This is a genomic window from Myxococcales bacterium (genome assembly GCA_022184915.1).
Taxonomy (GTDB): Bacteria; Myxococcota_A; Polyangia; order Fen-1088; family Fen-1088; genus JAGTJU01.
In genome coordinates, this window is record JAGTJU010000001.1 from 238,765 (window position 1) to 256,130 (window position 17,366).

Below are 17,366 nucleotides of genomic sequence, written 5' to 3' on the forward strand. Positions count from 1 at the left end.
TGGCCGTCGCGGACGCCAACTCGCCCATGGCCCGCCCAGCACTGACGGGTTCGACTGAGAGCTTCACCGGCGACCCATGCCGAAAAAGTAGCATTATCGCTACCCCCAGAGTGACCATTCAGGGTTGGGGCTTGAGTCGCGCGTCCGAATATTGGAATCATCCCCTCATGACAGCGCCCACCGCCACCCGCCAAAGAAGCTCCGCAGGCATCGGCCAAGTCGCGGCGGTAACGTCCATGCTCGCATCTCCCAGCGTGTCGTCCCCGCTCGAAGCCCACTGCTGGACGGTGGCATGCCTCATGGGGCGATGGACACGCTCGAAGCTATCCGAGCGGCTACGCGCCACGAATCTGCGCGTACCGGTGAGGCCCGGCGCCGCTGGCAAGGGTACCTTGATATCCGCGGGAGCCTTGCTGCCCTTCGTGGAAAGTTGGGCATCGAAAGGTATGGTTCGCACGAGCGATGACGTTTCGTACGACGTCGACCCCGGGGCGGCCCATCATCATTTGTCCTCGAAGGCCACCCGGCCCTTGCTCGAGGAACTCGCGCACCACTTCCCCACCCGCACGACCAGGGTGGACCTGCCCTCGCACGGCCTTTCGGTACGGTACGCCCCCGAGGCGCGGCAGGACGCCGTGTTCAAATGTCGACTGGCCATGTATTTGGACCGCCTGGATGACGTTCATGACCTGTTCGCCGCTCAGGACAAGCACACGCCCCCAACGCGAGGCGAAGCGCCGTTCATCTGCGACGTGGTGCCCGTCAAAGCGCCGCCCGGGGCCGTGGCGTTGCTCCCCCCGACGATGCAGACGTTTTGGACCAAGCGCGTGCTCGAGCGTGCCTTTGCCGAACCTGACATGCCGCACCCCGATCTCTTGCGAGGCGTGCTGGCCAATGCCGCTCAGCCCGAGGACCTGCGGGCCAAGGCCGCCCTTTGGCTTGCGCTGGGTCCGGGAGACGAGACGGCCGACACCACGCTGGCAACGATGTCTTCGTCCGCGGCGCTGTGCGCGCGGGCCGTGTTCGCCCTGCGGGAAGGCCGCTGGGCCGACGCACGCCAGCGGGTTCACGAGGCCTTCGCGGCTTCGCGGGGGCCCAAGGACAAGCGTCAGGCCCGTCTCGAGGGCTTCGCCGCGCCCCTGCTGGGGGTGGTCCTGGCCACGGGGGATGCCAGCGCGCGTGCTCTTCTGGGAGTGCAGGCCGCCGCGCAGCGACGCCAGGATTACCGGGCCTTTTACACCCGTCTGCTCGAACGAGAGCGCGCCACCGACGGGCTGGTGGTCAGCATCGTGGCGGACCACCTGTACGGCCGGGACGAACCTGCGCTGTGGTTTCCGGCCATGCTCGCAGAGGCGCTCTGGCCGCTGTCTGCCCGGCATTCGCGTTCACGCGGCGTCAGCATCCAGGTGGCCGAGAGCGCCCGGGCCCTGTTTGTGGCCGCGGGCTTCAGGTACCTGGCCGATCAGCTGACCCACGTGTGCGCGGCCCTGGAGGAACGCACCGGCACGCAGACGCTGGCCACCTCTACCGCCAGTCTGCTGCAGCTGGCCTCGTCCGAGCCTGCATGGAAACGCGCCCTGGAAGCGCTCGAGACCGTTGCCGTGCCCGAGCCGTTGCCGCCCCCGAACGCGTCCGACGCCGATGCGAACACCCGACTCATCTTCTGTTTGAAGCCCAAGATCAACGGAAACCTCCGGCCCGTCAGCGCCGCGCTGGACGCACGCACATTGGGCGATGTGGTCAACCTGCACATCGAGCCGCAGGTACAAAAGCGCCGCGGCGAGGGGTGGGACGTCGGCCGCCCGATTCCGCTCAAGAAGCTGGTCTCCGGCGACCCGGGGGTACCGATCTTCAGGGCCGATAATGAACTCATCAAGGCCATCGAGGCCTCGCAGACCGGACGGGGAACGACGCACGAGTTCCGGCAGACGGCGGCCCTGTACCTGTCCGGTCACCCGCTTTTGTTCTGGAGCGAGTCGCCACAAGACGGGCCCGTGGCGGTGACCCACGGAAAACCAGCTGTCGAAGTTCACGAGACCGCCGACGGGCTCACGTTGCGGGTCGTTCCTGCACCCAACGCCACGAACATTGGCATCCTGGTGGAAAGCCGCAGCCTGATTCGCGTGATGTTCTTCGGCGCCGACGCGCGCGCCGCCTACGACGTGATTCGCACGCTGCCGCCCATTCCACCCGAGGGCAAGCCGGCGTTGATGAAAGCGGTGGCCCGCCTTGCGCCCCTGTTCACGATTCACTCGGATCTCGCGGTGACCGCCGATGCCGCAGTCACGGAGGTCAGCGCCGACCCACGCCCCGTGGTCACGTTGACCCAGAAGGGGCACAGCCTCACCGCGAAAGCGTTCGTGGCGCCGCTGGGGCCCAGCGGGCCGCAGGTCGTGCCGGGCACCGGTCTTGCCAACCTGGCGGCCGAGACGGCGCAAGGTCGCGTGCGCTGTCAGCGCGACCTTGGCCTCGAAGCCGAACGATACGCCGAGCTGATCGCCACTGTGCCCGAGCTCGAGGGCACGGCCAAGGGCGCATCCCCAAGCATCGACGATCTCTACACGTGCGTGCAGTTGGTCAGGCGCCTCATGCAACTGGCGGCGGAGGATCGGATTGGCTTGGTGTGGTCAGGGGACCAGCGCATCGAATGGGTCCGCGAGATTGACTTTGCCAATTTGAGGTTGCAGGTCGACGAGGTGGGCACGTGGCTGACCATCTCTGCAGACGCGAAGGTCGATGACGAGCTGGTGCTGCCCATGCTCCGCCTGCTCGAACGGCAGGTGCTGAGCACGCGAGTGATTGAACTTGCACCTGGCCGCTACGTCACGTTGACGACGGAACTGGCAGAGCACCTCGGTGCGCTAGAGGCCGCCGCGCAAAAGCAGGACGGAACCGAAAACACGCTGCGCCTGCCCCCCGTGGCGCTTTGGTTTGCCACGGGGTGGCTGTCCAAGCTGAAGGCCGCTCGCAGCGTGACGGCGAACGCGGCCGCCGCTCGCCACCTCGAACGGCTTGAGGTGGCTTACACGTCACAGCCCGAAGTCCCAAAGATCTTCGAGGCGCAGCTTCGTCCGTATCAGCAAGAGGGCTTTGCTTTCCTCAGCCGCGTGGCCGCTTTCGAGGGCGGAGCCATCCTGGCAGACGACATGGGGCTGGGCAAGACACTCATGACCCTGGCGCTGCTGGTGCAACGGGCGGCCCTGGGCCCGGCGCTGGTGGTGGCCCCGGTCAGCGTCAAACACAACTGGGTCGAGGAGGCCCGCCGTTTTGCCCCGACCTTGCGGGTCATCGTGCTGGATCGCCTGTCGGGCGACGATGCGCCCGATCTGCGCCAGCGCCTTGGCCCCTTCGACGTTCTGCTTTGCAGCTACGCAGGTATGGTCAATGCCCTCGATCGCATCGAGGTCATCGATTGGGCGACGCTGGTCATCGACGAGGCCCAGGCGGTCAAGAACCCGGGCACCCAGCGTGCGCAGGCGGCCCGCCGGCTTCTGGCGAAGACGCGGATCTGTCTGACCGGCACACCCATCGAGAACCACCTGGGCGATCTGTTCAGTCTCATGAACATCGCCAACCCGGGTCTACTGGGCGATGCAAAGGCCTTCGAGGACAGATTCGCCAAGCCCATCCAGCGAGACGACGATCGCGAGGCGCGCCGGAATCTACAAACGCTGATCGCCCCATTCATCCTGCGCCGGCGCAAGTCCGAGGTCCTGACCGAGCTTCCCCCCCGCACGGAGATCGTCCTCGAGGTCGAGCCCTCGGCCGCCGAGAGTGCCTTCACGGAGGCGCTTCGCCGGCGGGCGCTGACGAAGCTGGCAAGACTTGGCCCCGCGCGAGATCAGGCAATGAACATCCTGGCCGAGATCACCCGGCTGCGGCGGGCCGCGTGCCACCCCCGCCTCGTCACCCCGAATGCGGACATCGAATCGGCCAAGCTCGACACGTTGATGGATCTGGTCGCCGAGCTACGGGACAACCAGCACCGATGCCTGGTGTTCAGCCAGTTCGTAGATTTTCTCGCCCTGGTGAAAGCTCGCTTCGACGCGGCAGGGGTTTCGCACGAATACCTCGACGGCAGCACACCGGAGAAAGCTCGCATTCGGGCCGTGACGAACTTTCAGAAAGGCCAGGTGGATGCGTTCCTCATCAGCCTCAAAGCCGGCGGCTTTGGCTTGAATCTGACGGCGGCCGACTACGTCATTCACCTCGACCCGTGGTGGAATCCGGCGGTGGAAGATCAGGCAAGCGATCGCGCGCACCGCTGGGGCCAAACCCGCCCGGTCACGATCTATCGACTGGTCACGAAAGGCAGCATCGAAGAAAAGGTCCTGTCGCTTCACGCCCGCAAACGCGCGCTGGCCGAAGATCTACTTGCGGGAACGGACAAGCCCACGCACCTGGACGTCGAGGCGCTGCTGGCGCTTCTCGAGGACTGAATGCCGGGGCCGGGTGGTGCCGGACCAGGGATCCCTGGACTGTTGCACAGCGAGCCGCTGCCGATGATCCTGGCCATCGACACCATCGCTGCGGCCAGAGGCTGAGCCGGCGTACGACGACGTCCCCAAGAAGCAGGGTCGAAGCCTCTTCGATGTCGACCTAAACATTGGGCCGGGCGTTGCTCAGGGCGGCGGATAACGAACGCCGCCTTGCGAATCGACTCCAGGATGCGATCGGTGATGCGGTCGTTACTCATCCGATCACCGGGCGATTTTGTACCAGAGCCCTGAGCGAGGGGGGCTGCGCAGGGCCAAAGGAGGCGCCTAAAAGCTGATCCTCGTGTCGTGGTTCGCGACGTTCCGGGCGTGTTTGCGCGCCAATTCAGCGTATTTTCCCTTTGGTTGCTCGTGGCATGATGGCTGCACTCCTGCCCACTCGTCTTCATGTCCCACGCCAACTCTCTCCGCTCGCGCTCCCTTGGGATGACCTTGTCCGCGACGCTTTGTCTGGCGGGCTGCTCGCTCGTCTTCGTGGACAAGCCGCCCTCCCACCACCAGCAGATGCTCTCCTTCGACTGCACGTCCTCCCGCACGGCGCCCGCTATCGACGCCACGCTCGCGGGCCTCATGGCGGTGGGCATGCTGAGCAGCGCGCAACAAGAAGGAGCAGAAGGAGAAAAAGCTCGGGACGGCCTTGCCAGCGGGCTGCTCGCCGTGGGGCTGCTCGCCGGTTCGGCGATTTTCGGCGTGACGGCCACCGGCCAGTGCCGAGACGCAAAAGCCGAGCTTGCCGGTCGTGCGGCCCCCAACAATCTCTTGGGAACGTCTGCCACTGCTGCCGCGCAGGGCGCACCGGCCATGGCGTCCGCACCGGTTCCCCTGCCGCCGGGTGCGCCGCCTGCGGCGCCTTCGCCCCCGACCCCAGCGGCTGCTCCGGAAGCGACGGCCTCTGCTTCGCCGACGCCTGTGGCCCCCGAAGCTCCAGCCGCACAAGCCCCGATGCCCGTTCCTCCTGTCGCCAAGGCGCCGTCGCCTATGCCCCCGCCAGTGGTTCGCGCCGCCCCCTCACCTGCGCCCATCGCCAAGGCGGCGCCCGGGCCTGGCATGGTGTCCCTGGTGCTGACCGTCGGGGTGGCAAACCAGTGGAACGCGCCGGCGCCGGCCAGCGCCATCGGCGGCGTGCTGGGCGCTGGCCTGCAATTCGATTTCAAGGATGCCCTGGTGGGCGTTGGGGGCAGCTACGCGGCCACCGACGATGAAGCCTCCCGGTCCCTGGACCTGTCGCTTTTACTTCCCACGAACACCACGCCCTCGGCCTGGTGGCCGTGGGTGGGGATGACCGCGCAGTGGCTCGGCACGCGCTGGGGTGGCCCCCGCGCTTCGGGATTCGTGCTGGCGCCCACCGTGCGCCAGCCGCTGACCAGGCACGGCCCCTTCTGGCTGGCCTTCTCGTGGGGCTTTCACCTCTTCGAGCAGACCACCCACGATCGCCTCGTGCCGGGAACGCGCCGCTCAGGCCGGGCGCACGAGCCCCGGTTGACCCTGGGGGTGGCGTTTTGAATGGCGGTCCGGTGAAGGACTGGCGCATGCGCGAGTTCTTCGCGCCTCTGCCGTTGGCGGCCGTTGCTCTCATGGGTTTGAACGATCGCTACCTCAAGCCGGCCTTCAGCAACTGGGTGACGGGAAAGCTTTCGGATGTGGCCGTGCTCTTTTTTCTTCCGCTGTTGATCTCGGCGCTGCTGGGCGGTTTCGGCGTGGTCCGTGTGGGGTGGCGTCTGGGCGTGGGCGCGGTGGCGACCGCGGCGTCGTTTGCGGCGGTCGAATTGACGGACACGGCCGGCGCGATTTACTGCGGCCTCGTTCGTCCCTTGTCGCGCGCGCTGGGCGCAGGGGGCGGCTGCGTGTTGTACCGCGACCCTTCCGACTTGCTGGCCCTCTTGCTCGTGCCGCTCGCGGTGGCCTTTGGCTGGCACCGCCTGAGGACGCCCGAAGAAGCGGGCTCACGCGCGCGACTCGCTGTCATGAAACCTTCAAACTCCGAGGAGGGCCGCTGATGAAACACACGAACGCAGACCATGCCGCGGGCGCAGAAAAAGTGTCGCCGCCTATGCGGCTCGGGCAGTGGCTGAGGGCCGGAGCCGTTCTGGGAACGTTCTGGCTGCTGTTGGCCGAAAGTCCTCCGCCCATTTGCGGCGACGGCCTCGGGCCCCAGACCTTCTTCGTGACGGGCGATTGTGGGCCCTCGGGCTTGGTGGTGTTGTCGGTCGACCAGAACGACCGCTTGACCATAGACAACGCGTCCAGACTCGGCTTCTTCGACGAAGAGCCAAGCGGTTGGCTCAGCAACAGCAACTGCCCCCCCAGCATGGCCGAGGCCACCCTGGAGCTGTGGGGAGAGGCGCGAGGCCATCTCGCGTCGCCCGTCGCCGACGCGGGCACCGATGCGCGGCTCAGCCCTGAGGAGGCAGCGTCCGATGCCAGTGCTGGCATGGATGCGGGCGCGTCCCTGCCTTCCCTCACGCGCTACCGCCAACGATGCAGTGTCCGCCCCGAGGGCGGAGCTCTCGTTGCCAGCTGCACGCCCGAAGGCGCTGGCCGCACCTGCCGGTCGACGCTGAAGCCATGGGCGGGGCAACCATGACTGCGGGCTCACGAAGCCGAGCCTTGGGAGCGCTGTTTTCTTTGGCGTTCCTCTTTCCGGCGTCCTGCCTGTGGGATGATGACGGGTTGGTGCCCGAAACGCTGCGCCTGACGGGCACCTGCGCTGCAGGTGAAACGCGCATCGTGCTCACCCAGGATGAGCGAAGCCTTTCCCTTGCGCCCGACCGCGCCACGCGCTTGCCCCTGTCGGGCGCCCTTACTCCCGACGGCAGCTTTCGACAGGGAGACTTCACGCTGGCAGGGGAGGTTTGTTTGGACGAAGCGGCCCCAACGATCTCGTGCGACGAAAGGCGCCGCAGGTTCGTGGCCTGCATCGCGGAGCGCCTCGACTGGCAGCTGCGCCTGCGTTGCTACGACGGCGACGCCGCGCCGGTGTGTGAAGGGCTGCTGGACGAGTTGTGATCCGCGCCGCGCAGAGGGCGGCCGTCGTCAACGAGTTCACGGCGGCGGTGGCTCCCCTAGAGACGATAGACAAGGTCCTCACGACCGGCGTGCGTTTGCGCCCCGTGGTGACCGGGACCTGGGGTACATCCCGCCCTGGGCTTGACCCGATTTCGTGGACAGTTGGGTTAAGCGGATCGCTTCTGCAAAGAATGTAGTAGCTCGAACTCGACAGGCGTCCGGTCGTGATGGACGAATGAAGCCGACGATAATTGTAGGTCTCGATGAATTCTTTTGCCGACAGGGTGCCTACGGATGCCGTCTCGATCCAGTCCGCGTTATGCATCTCCCGTTTCAAAGAGGCGAAGAAGCTTTCTGCGACGGCGTTCGGAACGCCATGCTCCAGCCTGCAGCAAGATGCGTTCCGTCGCGTAAATACTTGGTTTTGCGATCTAGGCAGGAGAATCCGCCTCAGATTCCTGAAGGTCCGACAAGTCGTCGCGCCCATTGCATCAGTATGCCTATCATGATATGCATATACATATGAGGACCACGGTGGACATTCCCGATGCCCTGCTGGAGCGAGCACGCCCGCTTCTGGCCGCTCGTCAGATGACGCTGAAGGCTCTTGTGGTCGACGCCCTCGAGCGCCTCGTGGGCACAGAAGCGCCCTCTTTCAAATTAAGGGATGCCGCCGTCGGGTACGCTCGTGGTGCTGACAACGAAGTGTCGAACGATGAAGTCAATCGCGCGGTTGATGAGTTGAACGAGCGGGCGCGATGATCGCCGTCGATACAAACATTCTTGTCCATGCACATCGCCGCGACGCCGCCTTTCACAGACGCGCGACAGTGGTCGTGCGGGAGTTGGCAGAAAGTCCCGCGCCATGGGCCATCTGCTTTCACAATCTAATCGAGTTTTACGGCGTTGCTACGCATGCTCGCCTTTGGTCACAGCCATCCTCGCCACATCAAGCATTGGAGCAAATCGCAGCGTGGCGCGAGTCGATGAGCCTGAGGATTTTGGGTGACGAGGCGACCGCGCTGACCGGCTTAAGCGAGCTTTTGGTGCGCGCGCACATTCAGGGTGCGAAAGTTCACGACGCCCGCATCGCCAACTGTTGCCTTGCCCACGGGGTTAGGTTGTTGCTTTCGGCTGACCGCGACTTCAGCAGCTTTCCGGCGCTGAAGACAAAAAATCCCCTCGTTGACGCGAAATAGAACGCACTTAACCAGCTTGGGCACTAAGGAAGAGACGAGGGAGCGAAAAGGTGCCCGCGTCGAGCCTCTTGTGGACCGTCGTGAAGCCACCGCGTGTCCATAGTAGAAGCTTCACGTGGTTGCGTCGGCGGTTTAGAAACACGAACACATGGCCGCTGAGCGGATCGAGCTTCAGGGCCGCCCGCACTTCATTCGACAGGCCTCCGAATGACTTGCGCAGGTTCACGGCAGCGGTGGCGAAGTGGATGTGAACCGCGCGCGGCAACAGAATCAAGGCGCCACCCTCCTGATCTCCGCCAGGAGCTCTGCGATCCACGCCGGCGACACCTGCCCGGTCTCTACGATGTCGATGCGAACCCCGCGCGGAAGACGAACCGTGACTGACGTGGAAGGCGTCGTCGAGACCACTGTCGTCGGAATGAGCGTCAACGCCGACGTTCTCGGCGACCCGTCATCAAGCGCACGCTGTTCTTCAGCGCCGATCTCGAGGCGCTTGCGCCACCACAGCAGCCGCTGGGCATCAATGCCGATTGAGCGTGCGAATGCGCTCGCATACAGACCGGCTCGTCTCCAGGCCTTCAGCACGCGTCGAGCGTCCTCTTCTCGCCAACGTCGCCGGCTGGGAACAGCCGAGTCCGCGGCACTTTGCAAAATTCTCTTCTGTTTGGGCATGATCGCGGGAGCCTCCCGTGATTCCCCCGCGTGCGCGAGACATCAACCGGGGGCGGAACGGCGGACGGACACACATCCACGCCGGGAAGGTCATCCGGGTGCGGCGAAGCATCTATCGGGTGGTTCATTTCCCTGCAGGCGAGCATGAGGAGCTCGTCGCCGCCTGGCTGTGGGCCGAGCTGGCCGGTGTCGTCTCGCACTAAAGCGCGCTCGCGCTTCACGGATTGTCGGATGCACTCCCTGCAAGCATCCATCTCACGCTGCAGGTTGCATGGCGACGGCGCCGTTTCCCGGTCCCCAACGACATCGTGCTGCGCCATGCCGACGTGCCTGCCGAGGACCGCACCTGGTTTGGCGCTGCCCCTGCGACCAACGCGCGACGCTCGCTGAACGACTGCGCCAAGGTTGGGCTCTCGCCAGATCTCCTGCGACAGGCCGCTCAGCAGGCGACACCGAGGACTGGTCACCAAGAGTGAGCTTGCTCTCGACGTTTCAGGACGCCAGGCGACGCGACTCGGTGGCTTCATGACCCTCGGTTGGTGCCCATCGTCGCCTGCATGCCCTCTGAGCAGCCTGCGCAGCGCTGGGCGAACCCGGCGGCCTCTGACGGCGTTCCTTGACCGTTTGGCGACGAGGTATGCCCTGAGCTCGAGCCTGATTTCAAATCGGCCGCGTTGGGCTGCCTCGTGGCCGGGGAATGGCCAGGAGATCGGCTGGAGGTTCATACCCCGGAAGGCAGCTTCGACGTGACGATGGCCTCATCGTTGCGTGGGCACGCGACGGGGTTTCGGACGAGCATCGTATCTTTTGCCGTCCCCTGTAGCGCGATTACCCTCGGCCCTGCAAGCCCTTGGGACTTCGACGAAGAAGACGGAGGCTCTGAGAAGTTCGAGGCCGAAGACACGTTCGAGAAGGAGGGTGACAGATTGAGGGTGTATCGGGAAACCGACTCCTGGGTCGAGGTGGGGGAAAGTTTTCGGATGAGCGGGTTTGCCTTTCGCGGTTGGGTCGCCCGCGAGTCGGTCATTGTCACGGCCAGGCGTGGGTGAGCCAAGCTGACGTCACGACGGTGCGCATCCCGAAGGCGAATGGTGGGGAACCGCCTTTGGGCATCCCCACCATCATCGAAGCAGACGTTCCGGTCGCTTCCGCAGCTCGTCAGCGAGGTCAATAGCTACCTTCGTGGGGCTCGGATCTACTTAATGCTGGCACCATGGTGGTCAAGACGATGTTTCCGTATAATCCCGCCCTTCATGCCTGCCCCTGGCGCCCCACGCCTCGACCACGACACGCTGGAATTGCTGCGCCAGCAGCACCCGGCGTGGCGCCTTTTGCGGGCCGAACACGCGCCGTTTGCGGTCAGCTTCCTTTACCGCACGTTCGTGACGCCCAACGTGCGCACCGTGTCCCAGCCCGAGCTGGTCTCGTGCCTTGACGATCACATTTACGACCTGCGCGCCACGCTAGGGCCCGACGCCTACCCGCGCCGCGCGCTCGAGTACCTGGACGCCTGGGCGGGTGACGGCGGTGGGTGGCTGCGCAAGTACTACCCGCCCCAGGCCGACGAGGCGCACTACGATCTGACCCCCGCGGCCGAGCGGGCCATCGATTTCCTGTTGTCGCTGCAGCAGCCCGCGTTCGTGGCCACCGAGTCGCGGCTGTTGACCGTGTTCGAGCTGCTACGACAAATCGCCGCCGGTGTCGAGGTGGATCGGACCCTGCGCATCGCCGAGCTCGAACGCCGCCGTGACGAACTGGACAGCCAGATTCGTCGGGTGAAGGCCGGCGATATCGACATCATGGACGACACGCAGGTGCGCGATCGCTTTTTGCAGTTGACCGAGACCGCGCGCGGCCTGCTGGGTGACTTTCGCCAGGTCGAGGAGAACTTTCGCGCGCTCGATCGCGGTGTACGCGAGCGCATTGCTCTGTGGGAGGGCGGCAAGGGCAAGCTGCTCGACGAGGTGTTCGGCGACCGAGACGCCATCAGCGATTCGGATCAAGGGCGCAGCTTCAGGGCGTTCTGGGATTTCCTGATGTCGCCCGCCCGGCAGGAGGAGCTTTCTGCGCTGCTCGAGCGCGTGATGGCGCTACCCGCCGTCCGCACGCTGGCGCCTGATCCGAGGCTTGTGCGTGTTCACTACGACTGGCTCGAAGCGGGCGAGGTGGCGCAACGGACGATCGCCCGGCTTTCCGAGCAACTCCGTAGGTTCCTTGACGATCAAAGCTTCGTCGAAAACCGCCGGATCCTGCAAATCATTCGCCAGATCGAACAACACGCCCTGGCCGTGCGGGCTGCGCCTCCCGAAGGCGTCCTTGTTGAGGTCGATGACACCGCCCCCACGGTCGAACTGCCCATGGATCGGCCGCTGTTCGCCCCGCCGTTCAAGGCCACGCTGGCGTCGGACGGCATTCGAGAGGCGGACGTGCATGTGGGCGCCGATGCCCTGTTCGAGCAGTCGTTCGTCGACCGAGCTCGGCTGGCGGCCATCGTGCGCAGGGCGCTGCAGACGCAAACTCAGATCTCGCTTGCCGATCTCATCGCCGACAACCCGCTGTCCGAGGGGCTGGCCGAGCTGGTGGCGTACCTGGGGCTTGCGTCCGAGGGCGGCGACAACGTAATCGATGACGACGTTCACCAGACCATCGTGTGGACGGATGCCACGGGCATCTGCCGGCAGGCCACCGTCCCCCTGGTGGTGTTCCAGCGAGGTGTCACATGAACCGCGCGGCCATGACCCTGTCGCACGTGCTCGTGGCGCTGCTCAAGGGGGTTCTGGATCGCCATCACGATCCCGTCCTGTGGCAGGTGCTGTTGGAGCGCCAGGCCGACGTGCGGGAGCACCTAGGTATGCTGGGGCTCGAGGTGGTGCTGGACGACGCCGAGGGGTCTGCCTACGTCCGCCAGCGGACGCCCACCGAGGACGAGGCGCCGTTGCCTCGGCTGGTGGCGCGACGGCCGCTCAGTTACCCGGTCAGCCTGCTGCTGGCGCTGCTGCGCAAAAAGCTAGTGGAACTCGACGCGGAAAGCGGAGAGCGGCGGCTCATCGTGGGGCGCGACACTCTGGTGGACATGTTGAGGGTGTTCCTGCCCTCGTCGGCGAACGAGGCGCGGTTCGTGGACCGTGTGGACGCCCACATCAACAAGATCATCGAGCTTGGGTTCCTGCGTCGGTTATCCGGGCAGTCAGGGCAGGAGAACCAGTTCGAGGTCCAGCGCATAGTGAAGGCGTACGTCGATGCCCAGTGGCTGGGCGAGCTCGAACAGCGCCTGGCCGATTACCGCACCCACGCCCAAAGTCTGGACGAAGAAGGCAGATCGACATGAGTGACGGCGTGCAACGGCTCTTCGACCTGGCGCCCCCGGTGCAGCGGGCGGGGTTTCGATTACACCGGCTCGAGGTGCTGAACTGGGGAACGTTCCATCAGCACGTGTGGTCGCTGGCGCTCGGGGGTGACAATGCACTTTTGACGGGTGACATAGGTTCGGGTAAGTCGACCCTGGTCGACGCCCTGACGACGCTGCTGGTGCCCCCCCAGAAGCTTGCCTACAACAAGGCGGCTGGGGCCGAGGCGCGGGAGCGAAGCCTCAAGTCGTACGTGCTTGGCCATTACAAGTCCGAACGGTCCGAAACGGGGGCCGGCGCGCGCCCGGTGGGGCTGCGGGACCAGAACGGGTATTCGGTGGTGCTGGCGCAGTTCTGCAACGAGGGGTACGAGCAAACCGTCACGTTGGCGCAGGTCTTCTGGATGAAGGACGCAGATGGACCGCCGGCGCGGCTGTTCGTGCTGGGCGATCGGAAGCTGGGCATCAAGGAGCATTTTGCGGGTTTCGGTGCGGACATCGCGAACCTGCGCAAGCGCCTGCGCCAGGCCGAGGGCATCGACCTGTGGGATTCGTTTCCCCCGTATTCTTCTGCGTTCAGACGCCGGTTCGGCATCGATAGCGATCAGGCGCTGGAGCTGTTCCACCAGACGGTGTCGATGAAGTCGGTCGGGAACCTGACGGACTTTGTCCGGCAACACATGCTGGACGAATTCCCCGTCGAGGAGCGCATCCAAAAGCTGTGCGCGCACTTCCAGGATCTGAACCAGGCGCACGAAGCCGTGCTGCGCGCCAAGGCGCAGGTCGAACGTCTGACGCCGCTCGTGGCCGACTGCGAGCGGCACCGGACGATTGAACGGGAGGTCGAGGCGCTGGGCCTGTGTCGGACGGCGCTTGGACCCTGGTTTGCGGGGCTAAAGCTGGAACTGCTCGCGACGCGCATCGGGAATCTCACCCAGGAGCAGGTGCGGCTCGAGGCGGTGTCCCAAACGGTGCAGGACAGCCTGCGCGCGCGTCGGGCCGAGCGCGACGAGCTGAAGACGGCGATCGCGCAGAACGGCGGCGACCGGCTGGAGCGCATTCGTCTGGAAATAGAGCGCAAGCAGGGGGAACGGGACGAGCGGCGCGCGCGCTCGCAGCGCTACGACCAGGTGGCCGCCCGTTTGGGTTTGCCCTCGGGATCCGATGAGTCGTTGTTCGCCAGCAATCAGCGCGAGGCGGGACAAAGACGGGAGGCAGCGCTGACGGCCCAGGCGCAAGCGCAGAACGCCCGCACCGACGCCGAGGTGGAGTTTCGCGCCCGCAAGCTGGATCACGACGAGATCGTCCGCGAGCTCGAGTCGCTACGCAGCCGCAAGAGCAACCTGCCGCGCCACATGCTGGAGTTGCGCGCCAGCCTGTGTCAGGCGCTGGGCGGCGTCGCCGAAGGCGATCTGCCGTTCGCCGGTGAGCTGCTGCAGGTCCGGGACGACAGCCGTGACTGGGAAGGCGCCATCGAGCGCGTTCTGCACAACTTTGCTTTGTCGCTGCTGGTCGCTGACGCGCTTTACGAAGGGGTGGCCACGTGGGTCGAACGGACGCACCTCGGGGGCCGCCTCGTCTATTACCGCGTGCGACAATCCCGCGGGGGTGGGGCGCCGGGCCGGGCCGAACCGGGGTCGCTGGTGCGCAAGTTGGCCATCAAGCCCGATTCCGACGTGTACCCCTGGCTGGAAGCCATTATCATGCAGCGGTTCGACTATGTCTGCTGCGACACACTGGAGCAGTTTCGCCGGGAGCCGACGGCGCTCACCCGCGCGGGGCAGGTCAAGGGCAAGGGCGAGCGCCACGAAAAGGACGACCGCCATCGCATCGACGATCGCACCCGGTACGTGCTCGGCTGGTCGAACGAGAGCAAGATTGCGGCGCTCGAGTTGCGCGCCCACAGCCTGCAGGTGCAGCTGCAGGACTGCGCCGCCCGGATCGCAAAGGCGCAGGACCAGATCGACAGCCTGACCCAGACCGCGGCCGATACCCAGGAGTTGCTGGCCTACCGGAGCTTCCGCGAGCTCGACTTTCGGCCTCTGGTCATCGAGATCGAGACCCTGAACGCTGAACGGGTGAGGCTGGAGCAGGAATCGGACGTTCTGCGGGCGCTCGAGGAGCGTCTGCGGATGGTGGACGAAGCCATTGCCGGCGCCGAGGTCGAGCAGAAAGACACAGGCGAGCAACTGGCCCGGGCAGGGCTGAAGCTGGATCAGGCCCGGGGCCTGCAGCAGGAGTGTCACGACGTTTTCGCGGCTGGCGACGACGAGCTGCGTGCCTGCTTCTCACGCTTGCAGGACATGCGGGACGAGGCGCTTGGCCCCCATACCTTGAGCGTGGAGTCGTGCGACAACCGCGAAAAGGAGATGCGCGAGTGGTTGCAAAGGCGCATCGACAACGAACGTCTGAAGCTGTCGCGCCTGGCCGAGAAGATCGTGAACGCGATGGCCGCCTACCGCAAGGACTACCCGGTCGAGACCCAGGAGGTCGACGCGTCGGTGGCGGCGGCGGGCGAGTTCGCGGCCATGCTCGAGCGCCTACGCACCGATGACCTGCCCCGGTTCGAGGCGAAGTTCAAGGAGCTGCTGAACGAAAACGCCATCCGCGAGGTGGCAGGGTTTCAGTCGCAGCTGTATCGCGAAGAGCAGACCATCAAGGAACGCATCGCCATCATCAACCGGTCACTGCGCGAGATCGACTACAATCCGGGCCGGTACATCGAGCTCGAGACCACGGCGGCGGCCGACGGCGAGGTGCGCGACTTTCGCCAGGATCTGCGCGCGTGCACGGAGAATACGCTCAGTGGTCCTGCGGAGGGCGAGTATTCCGAGCAAAAGTTCGAGCAAGTCAGGCGCCTCATCCAGAGGTTTTCGGGGCGCCCGGGTCTCGAGGATTTGGATCGGCGCTGGACGCGCAAGGTGACCGACGTGCGGAACTGGTTTGCCTTCGCGGCGTCGGAAAAGTGGCGGGAAGATGATAGCCCCCACGAGCATTACACGGACTCGGGTGGCAAGTCCGGGGGCCAGAAGGAAAAACTGGCCTACACGGTGCTGGCCGCCAGCCTGGCTTACCAGTTTGGCCTGGAGCTCGGCGGCAAGGATCGCTCGCGCTCGTTTCGGTTCGTGGTCATCGACGAGGCGTTCGGGCGGGGCTCGGACGATTCGGCCCGGTACGGCCTGGAGCTGTTCGGCAAGCTGCGGCTGCAGCTGTTGATCGTGACGCCGCTGCAAAAGATTCACGTCATCGAGCCGCACGTGGCCGCCGTGGGCTACGTGCACAACGACGACGGCCGCCGATCGGTGCTTCGCAACATGACCATCGAGGAGTACAGGGCCGAACGAGCGGCCAGGCTTTCTTCGGGGACGTCATGAGTTGGACGACGCCGGCGGACATCCGGGCCGCGCTCGAACGGCGCTGGAACCGGGGGGACCTGCTGTGTCCACCCGAAGGCGCGCCGCTGTTTCCGCTGCCGATGCGCCTGTCACGCCCGAACTCGAGCGAGCTGGCGTCGCGGTTCGACGAAGTTCGTCAGTGGATTCGCGCGCTGGATGAGGGCAGCAAGGCGCGCGTGGGGGCGGGCTACGAGATCGTCTGGAGCGAGGTGAACCACCGGCAGCTGGGGCCCAACCGTCTGCCCACCGGCCTCGAGGTGCCCACGCGCGATGACGCCCTGTCTCTGATCGGCAAGCGGCGTGCGGCGGCGCGCTTCGGGCAGCTACGCGACGAAACCCGGGGGAGCGCCCCCGCGCTTTTGGATTGGGTGGACAAACACCCGCTGAGCGTGTTGGAGCACGCCGAGGACTGGGCGCGCATCCTGGCTGCGGTCACCTGGTTCTCGGAACATCCGCGCCCGGGGATCTATCTGCGCCAGGTCGACATTCCGGGCGTGGATAGCAAGTTCATCGAGGCAAAACGCCTGCTGCTGTCGCAGTTGTTGGACCAGGTTCTTCCGGCCGAGGCGGTGGACCGGCAACGGTCGCCCACGCGACAGTTCGAGCTGCGTTACGGCCTGTTGAGCAAGCCGGCGCTGGTGCGGTTCCGGATCCTGGACCCCGACCTCGCCGTTGGCGGGCTCATGGACCTTTCCGTGCCGGCCGACGACTTTGCGCGTCTCGAGCTTGCCGTTCGGACGGTGTTCATCACGGAGAACGAGATCAACGGCCTGGCCTTTCCTCCTGTCCCCCGCAGCATGGTGGTGTTCGGGTTGGGGTATGGCCTCGATCGCCTGACGGCGTGCGACTGGCTTCGTGACCGGTCGATCGTCTACTGGGGCGACATCGACACGCACGGATTCGCGATGCTCGATCGGCTGCGTGCCGCGTTTCCCGCAGCGCGGTCTATGCTCATGGATCGAAAGACGCTGATGGCCCATCGCACGTCCTGGGTGGAGGAACCCGACCCACACCGACTGCCAGTCGACCGGCTAACGCCAGAGGAGCGGGCGCTGTTCGAGAGCCTGCGCGCAGGGGAACTGGGCGAACGGGTTCGACTGGAACAGGAGTGCGTGCGGTACGAATGGCTAATGGACGCGTTGGAGCCGCTTGGGGGGAACACGGACCGCATCAGATTTCAAAGCGACCTTCGATGAACTGGCTGCGGCTCGCACATCTTCGCCCTGCCAATGTGTGTATTGTGGGCGTGAGC

General features: G+C 65.5%; 14 protein-coding genes. 11 read left to right on the forward strand and 3 right to left on the reverse strand.

Annotated elements, in window-relative coordinates; genetic code table 11:
• The first annotated feature begins 167 nt into the window (after positions 1–167).
• From KA712_01085 to KA712_01100, 4 genes are all read left to right on the forward strand, one after another.
• On the forward strand, positions 168–4,439 hold the full coding sequence (locus tag KA712_01085) for a DEAD/DEAH box helicase (GenBank protein ID MCG5051529.1): 4,272 nt from the start codon (positions 168–170) through the stop codon (positions 4,437–4,439).
• Between the two features lie 483 nt (positions 4,440–4,922).
• Positions 4,923–5,999 carry a hypothetical protein gene (locus KA712_01090; GenBank protein MCG5051530.1) on the forward strand — a complete coding sequence of 359 codons (1,077 nt, stop codon included), beginning with the start codon at positions 4,923–4,925 and terminating at the stop codon, positions 5,997–5,999.
• A gap of 26 nt (positions 6,000–6,025) precedes the next feature.
• Positions 6,026–6,493 (forward strand): hypothetical protein, encoded by a 468-nt coding sequence (locus KA712_01095; protein MCG5051531.1) that lies wholly within the window; start codon positions 6,026–6,028, stop codon positions 6,491–6,493.
• Positions 6,493–7,080, forward strand: coding sequence for a hypothetical protein (locus KA712_01100; protein MCG5051532.1), 588 nt, complete (start codon positions 6,493–6,495; stop codon positions 7,078–7,080). Before KA712_01095 ends, KA712_01100 begins: the two co-directional genes overlap by 1 nt.
• Positions 7,081–7,329: 249 nt before the next feature.
• Here the strand turns inward: KA712_01100 and KA712_01105 are convergent, their stop codons facing one another.
• On the reverse strand, positions 7,330–7,989 hold the full coding sequence (locus KA712_01105) for an integrase core domain-containing protein (GenBank protein MCG5051533.1): 660 nt from the start codon (positions 7,987–7,989) through the stop codon (positions 7,330–7,332).
• 47 nt (positions 7,990–8,036) lie between these two features.
• On the opposite strand from KA712_01105, the gene KA712_01110 reads away from it, so the two are divergent.
• Positions 8,037–8,264, forward strand: a complete 228-nt coding sequence (locus KA712_01110) for a hypothetical protein (protein ID MCG5051534.1) — start codon at positions 8,037–8,039, stop codon at positions 8,262–8,264.
• On the forward strand, positions 8,261–8,701 hold the full coding sequence (locus KA712_01115; GenBank protein ID MCG5051535.1) for a PIN domain-containing protein: 441 nt from the start codon (positions 8,261–8,263) through the stop codon (positions 8,699–8,701). Before KA712_01110 ends, KA712_01115 begins: the two co-directional genes overlap by 4 nt.
• Before the next feature lie 7 nt (positions 8,702–8,708).
• Here KA712_01115 and tnpB read toward each other — a convergent pair whose 3' ends face one another.
• Positions 8,709–8,975, reverse strand: coding sequence for an IS66 family insertion sequence element accessory protein TnpB (tnpB, locus tag KA712_01120; protein ID MCG5051536.1), 267 nt, complete (start codon positions 8,973–8,975; stop codon positions 8,709–8,711).
• Positions 8,972–9,286, reverse strand: a complete 315-nt coding sequence (locus tag KA712_01125) for a hypothetical protein (protein ID MCG5051537.1) — start codon at positions 9,284–9,286, stop codon at positions 8,972–8,974. Before KA712_01125 ends, tnpB begins: the two co-directional genes overlap by 4 nt.
• A 104-nt stretch (positions 9,287–9,390) precedes the next feature.
• Here KA712_01125 and KA712_01130 point away from each other — a divergent pair, with 104 nt between their 5' ends.
• From KA712_01130 to KA712_01150, 5 genes are all read left to right on the forward strand, one after another.
• Positions 9,391–9,576 carry a hypothetical protein gene (locus tag KA712_01130; protein MCG5051538.1) on the forward strand — a complete coding sequence of 62 codons (186 nt, stop codon included), beginning with the start codon at positions 9,391–9,393 and terminating at the stop codon, positions 9,574–9,576.
• 1,050 nt (positions 9,577–10,626) lie between these two features.
• Positions 10,627–12,096, forward strand: a complete 1,470-nt coding sequence (locus KA712_01135; protein ID MCG5051539.1) for a DUF3375 domain-containing protein — start codon at positions 10,627–10,629, stop codon at positions 12,094–12,096.
• A complete protein-coding gene (locus tag KA712_01140) occupies positions 12,093–12,701 on the forward strand; it encodes a DUF4194 domain-containing protein (protein ID MCG5051540.1) in 609 nt (202 codons plus the stop codon). Before KA712_01135 ends, KA712_01140 begins: the two co-directional genes overlap by 4 nt.
• Positions 12,698–16,093: an ATP-dependent exonuclease SbcCD, C subunit-like protein gene (locus KA712_01145; GenBank protein MCG5051541.1), complete on the forward strand. Its 3,396-nt coding sequence runs from the start codon at positions 12,698–12,700 to the stop codon at positions 16,091–16,093. Before KA712_01140 ends, KA712_01145 begins: the two co-directional genes overlap by 4 nt.
• Positions 16,090–17,310: a hypothetical protein gene (locus KA712_01150; protein ID MCG5051542.1), complete on the forward strand. Its 1,221-nt coding sequence runs from the start codon at positions 16,090–16,092 to the stop codon at positions 17,308–17,310. Before KA712_01145 ends, KA712_01150 begins: the two co-directional genes overlap by 4 nt.
• Positions 17,311–17,366 lie beyond the last annotated feature (56 nt).

Coding starts and splice junctions, on each gene's coding strand:
- KA712_01085 (MCG5051529.1), top strand. CDS start 168: ATGACAGCGCCCACCGCCACCCGCCAAAGAAGCTCCGCAGGCATCGGC.
- KA712_01090 (MCG5051530.1), top strand. CDS start 4,923: ATGACCTTGTCCGCGACGCTTTGTCTGGCGGGCTGCTCGCTCGTCTTC.
- KA712_01095 (MCG5051531.1), top strand. CDS start 6,026: ATGCGCGAGTTCTTCGCGCCTCTGCCGTTGGCGGCCGTTGCTCTCATG.
- KA712_01100 (MCG5051532.1), top strand. CDS start 6,493: ATGAAACACACGAACGCAGACCATGCCGCGGGCGCAGAAAAAGTGTCG.
- KA712_01105 (MCG5051533.1), bottom strand. CDS start 7,989: ATGGGCGCGACGACTTGTCGGACCTTCAGGAATCTGAGGCGGATTCTC.
- KA712_01115 (MCG5051535.1), top strand. CDS start 8,261: ATGATCGCCGTCGATACAAACATTCTTGTCCATGCACATCGCCGCGAC.
- KA712_01135 (MCG5051539.1), top strand. CDS start 10,627: ATGCCTGCCCCTGGCGCCCCACGCCTCGACCACGACACGCTGGAATTG.
- KA712_01140 (MCG5051540.1), top strand. CDS start 12,093: ATGAACCGCGCGGCCATGACCCTGTCGCACGTGCTCGTGGCGCTGCTC.
- KA712_01145 (MCG5051541.1), top strand. CDS start 12,698: ATGAGTGACGGCGTGCAACGGCTCTTCGACCTGGCGCCCCCGGTGCAG.
- KA712_01150 (MCG5051542.1), top strand. CDS start 16,090: ATGAGTTGGACGACGCCGGCGGACATCCGGGCCGCGCTCGAACGGCGC.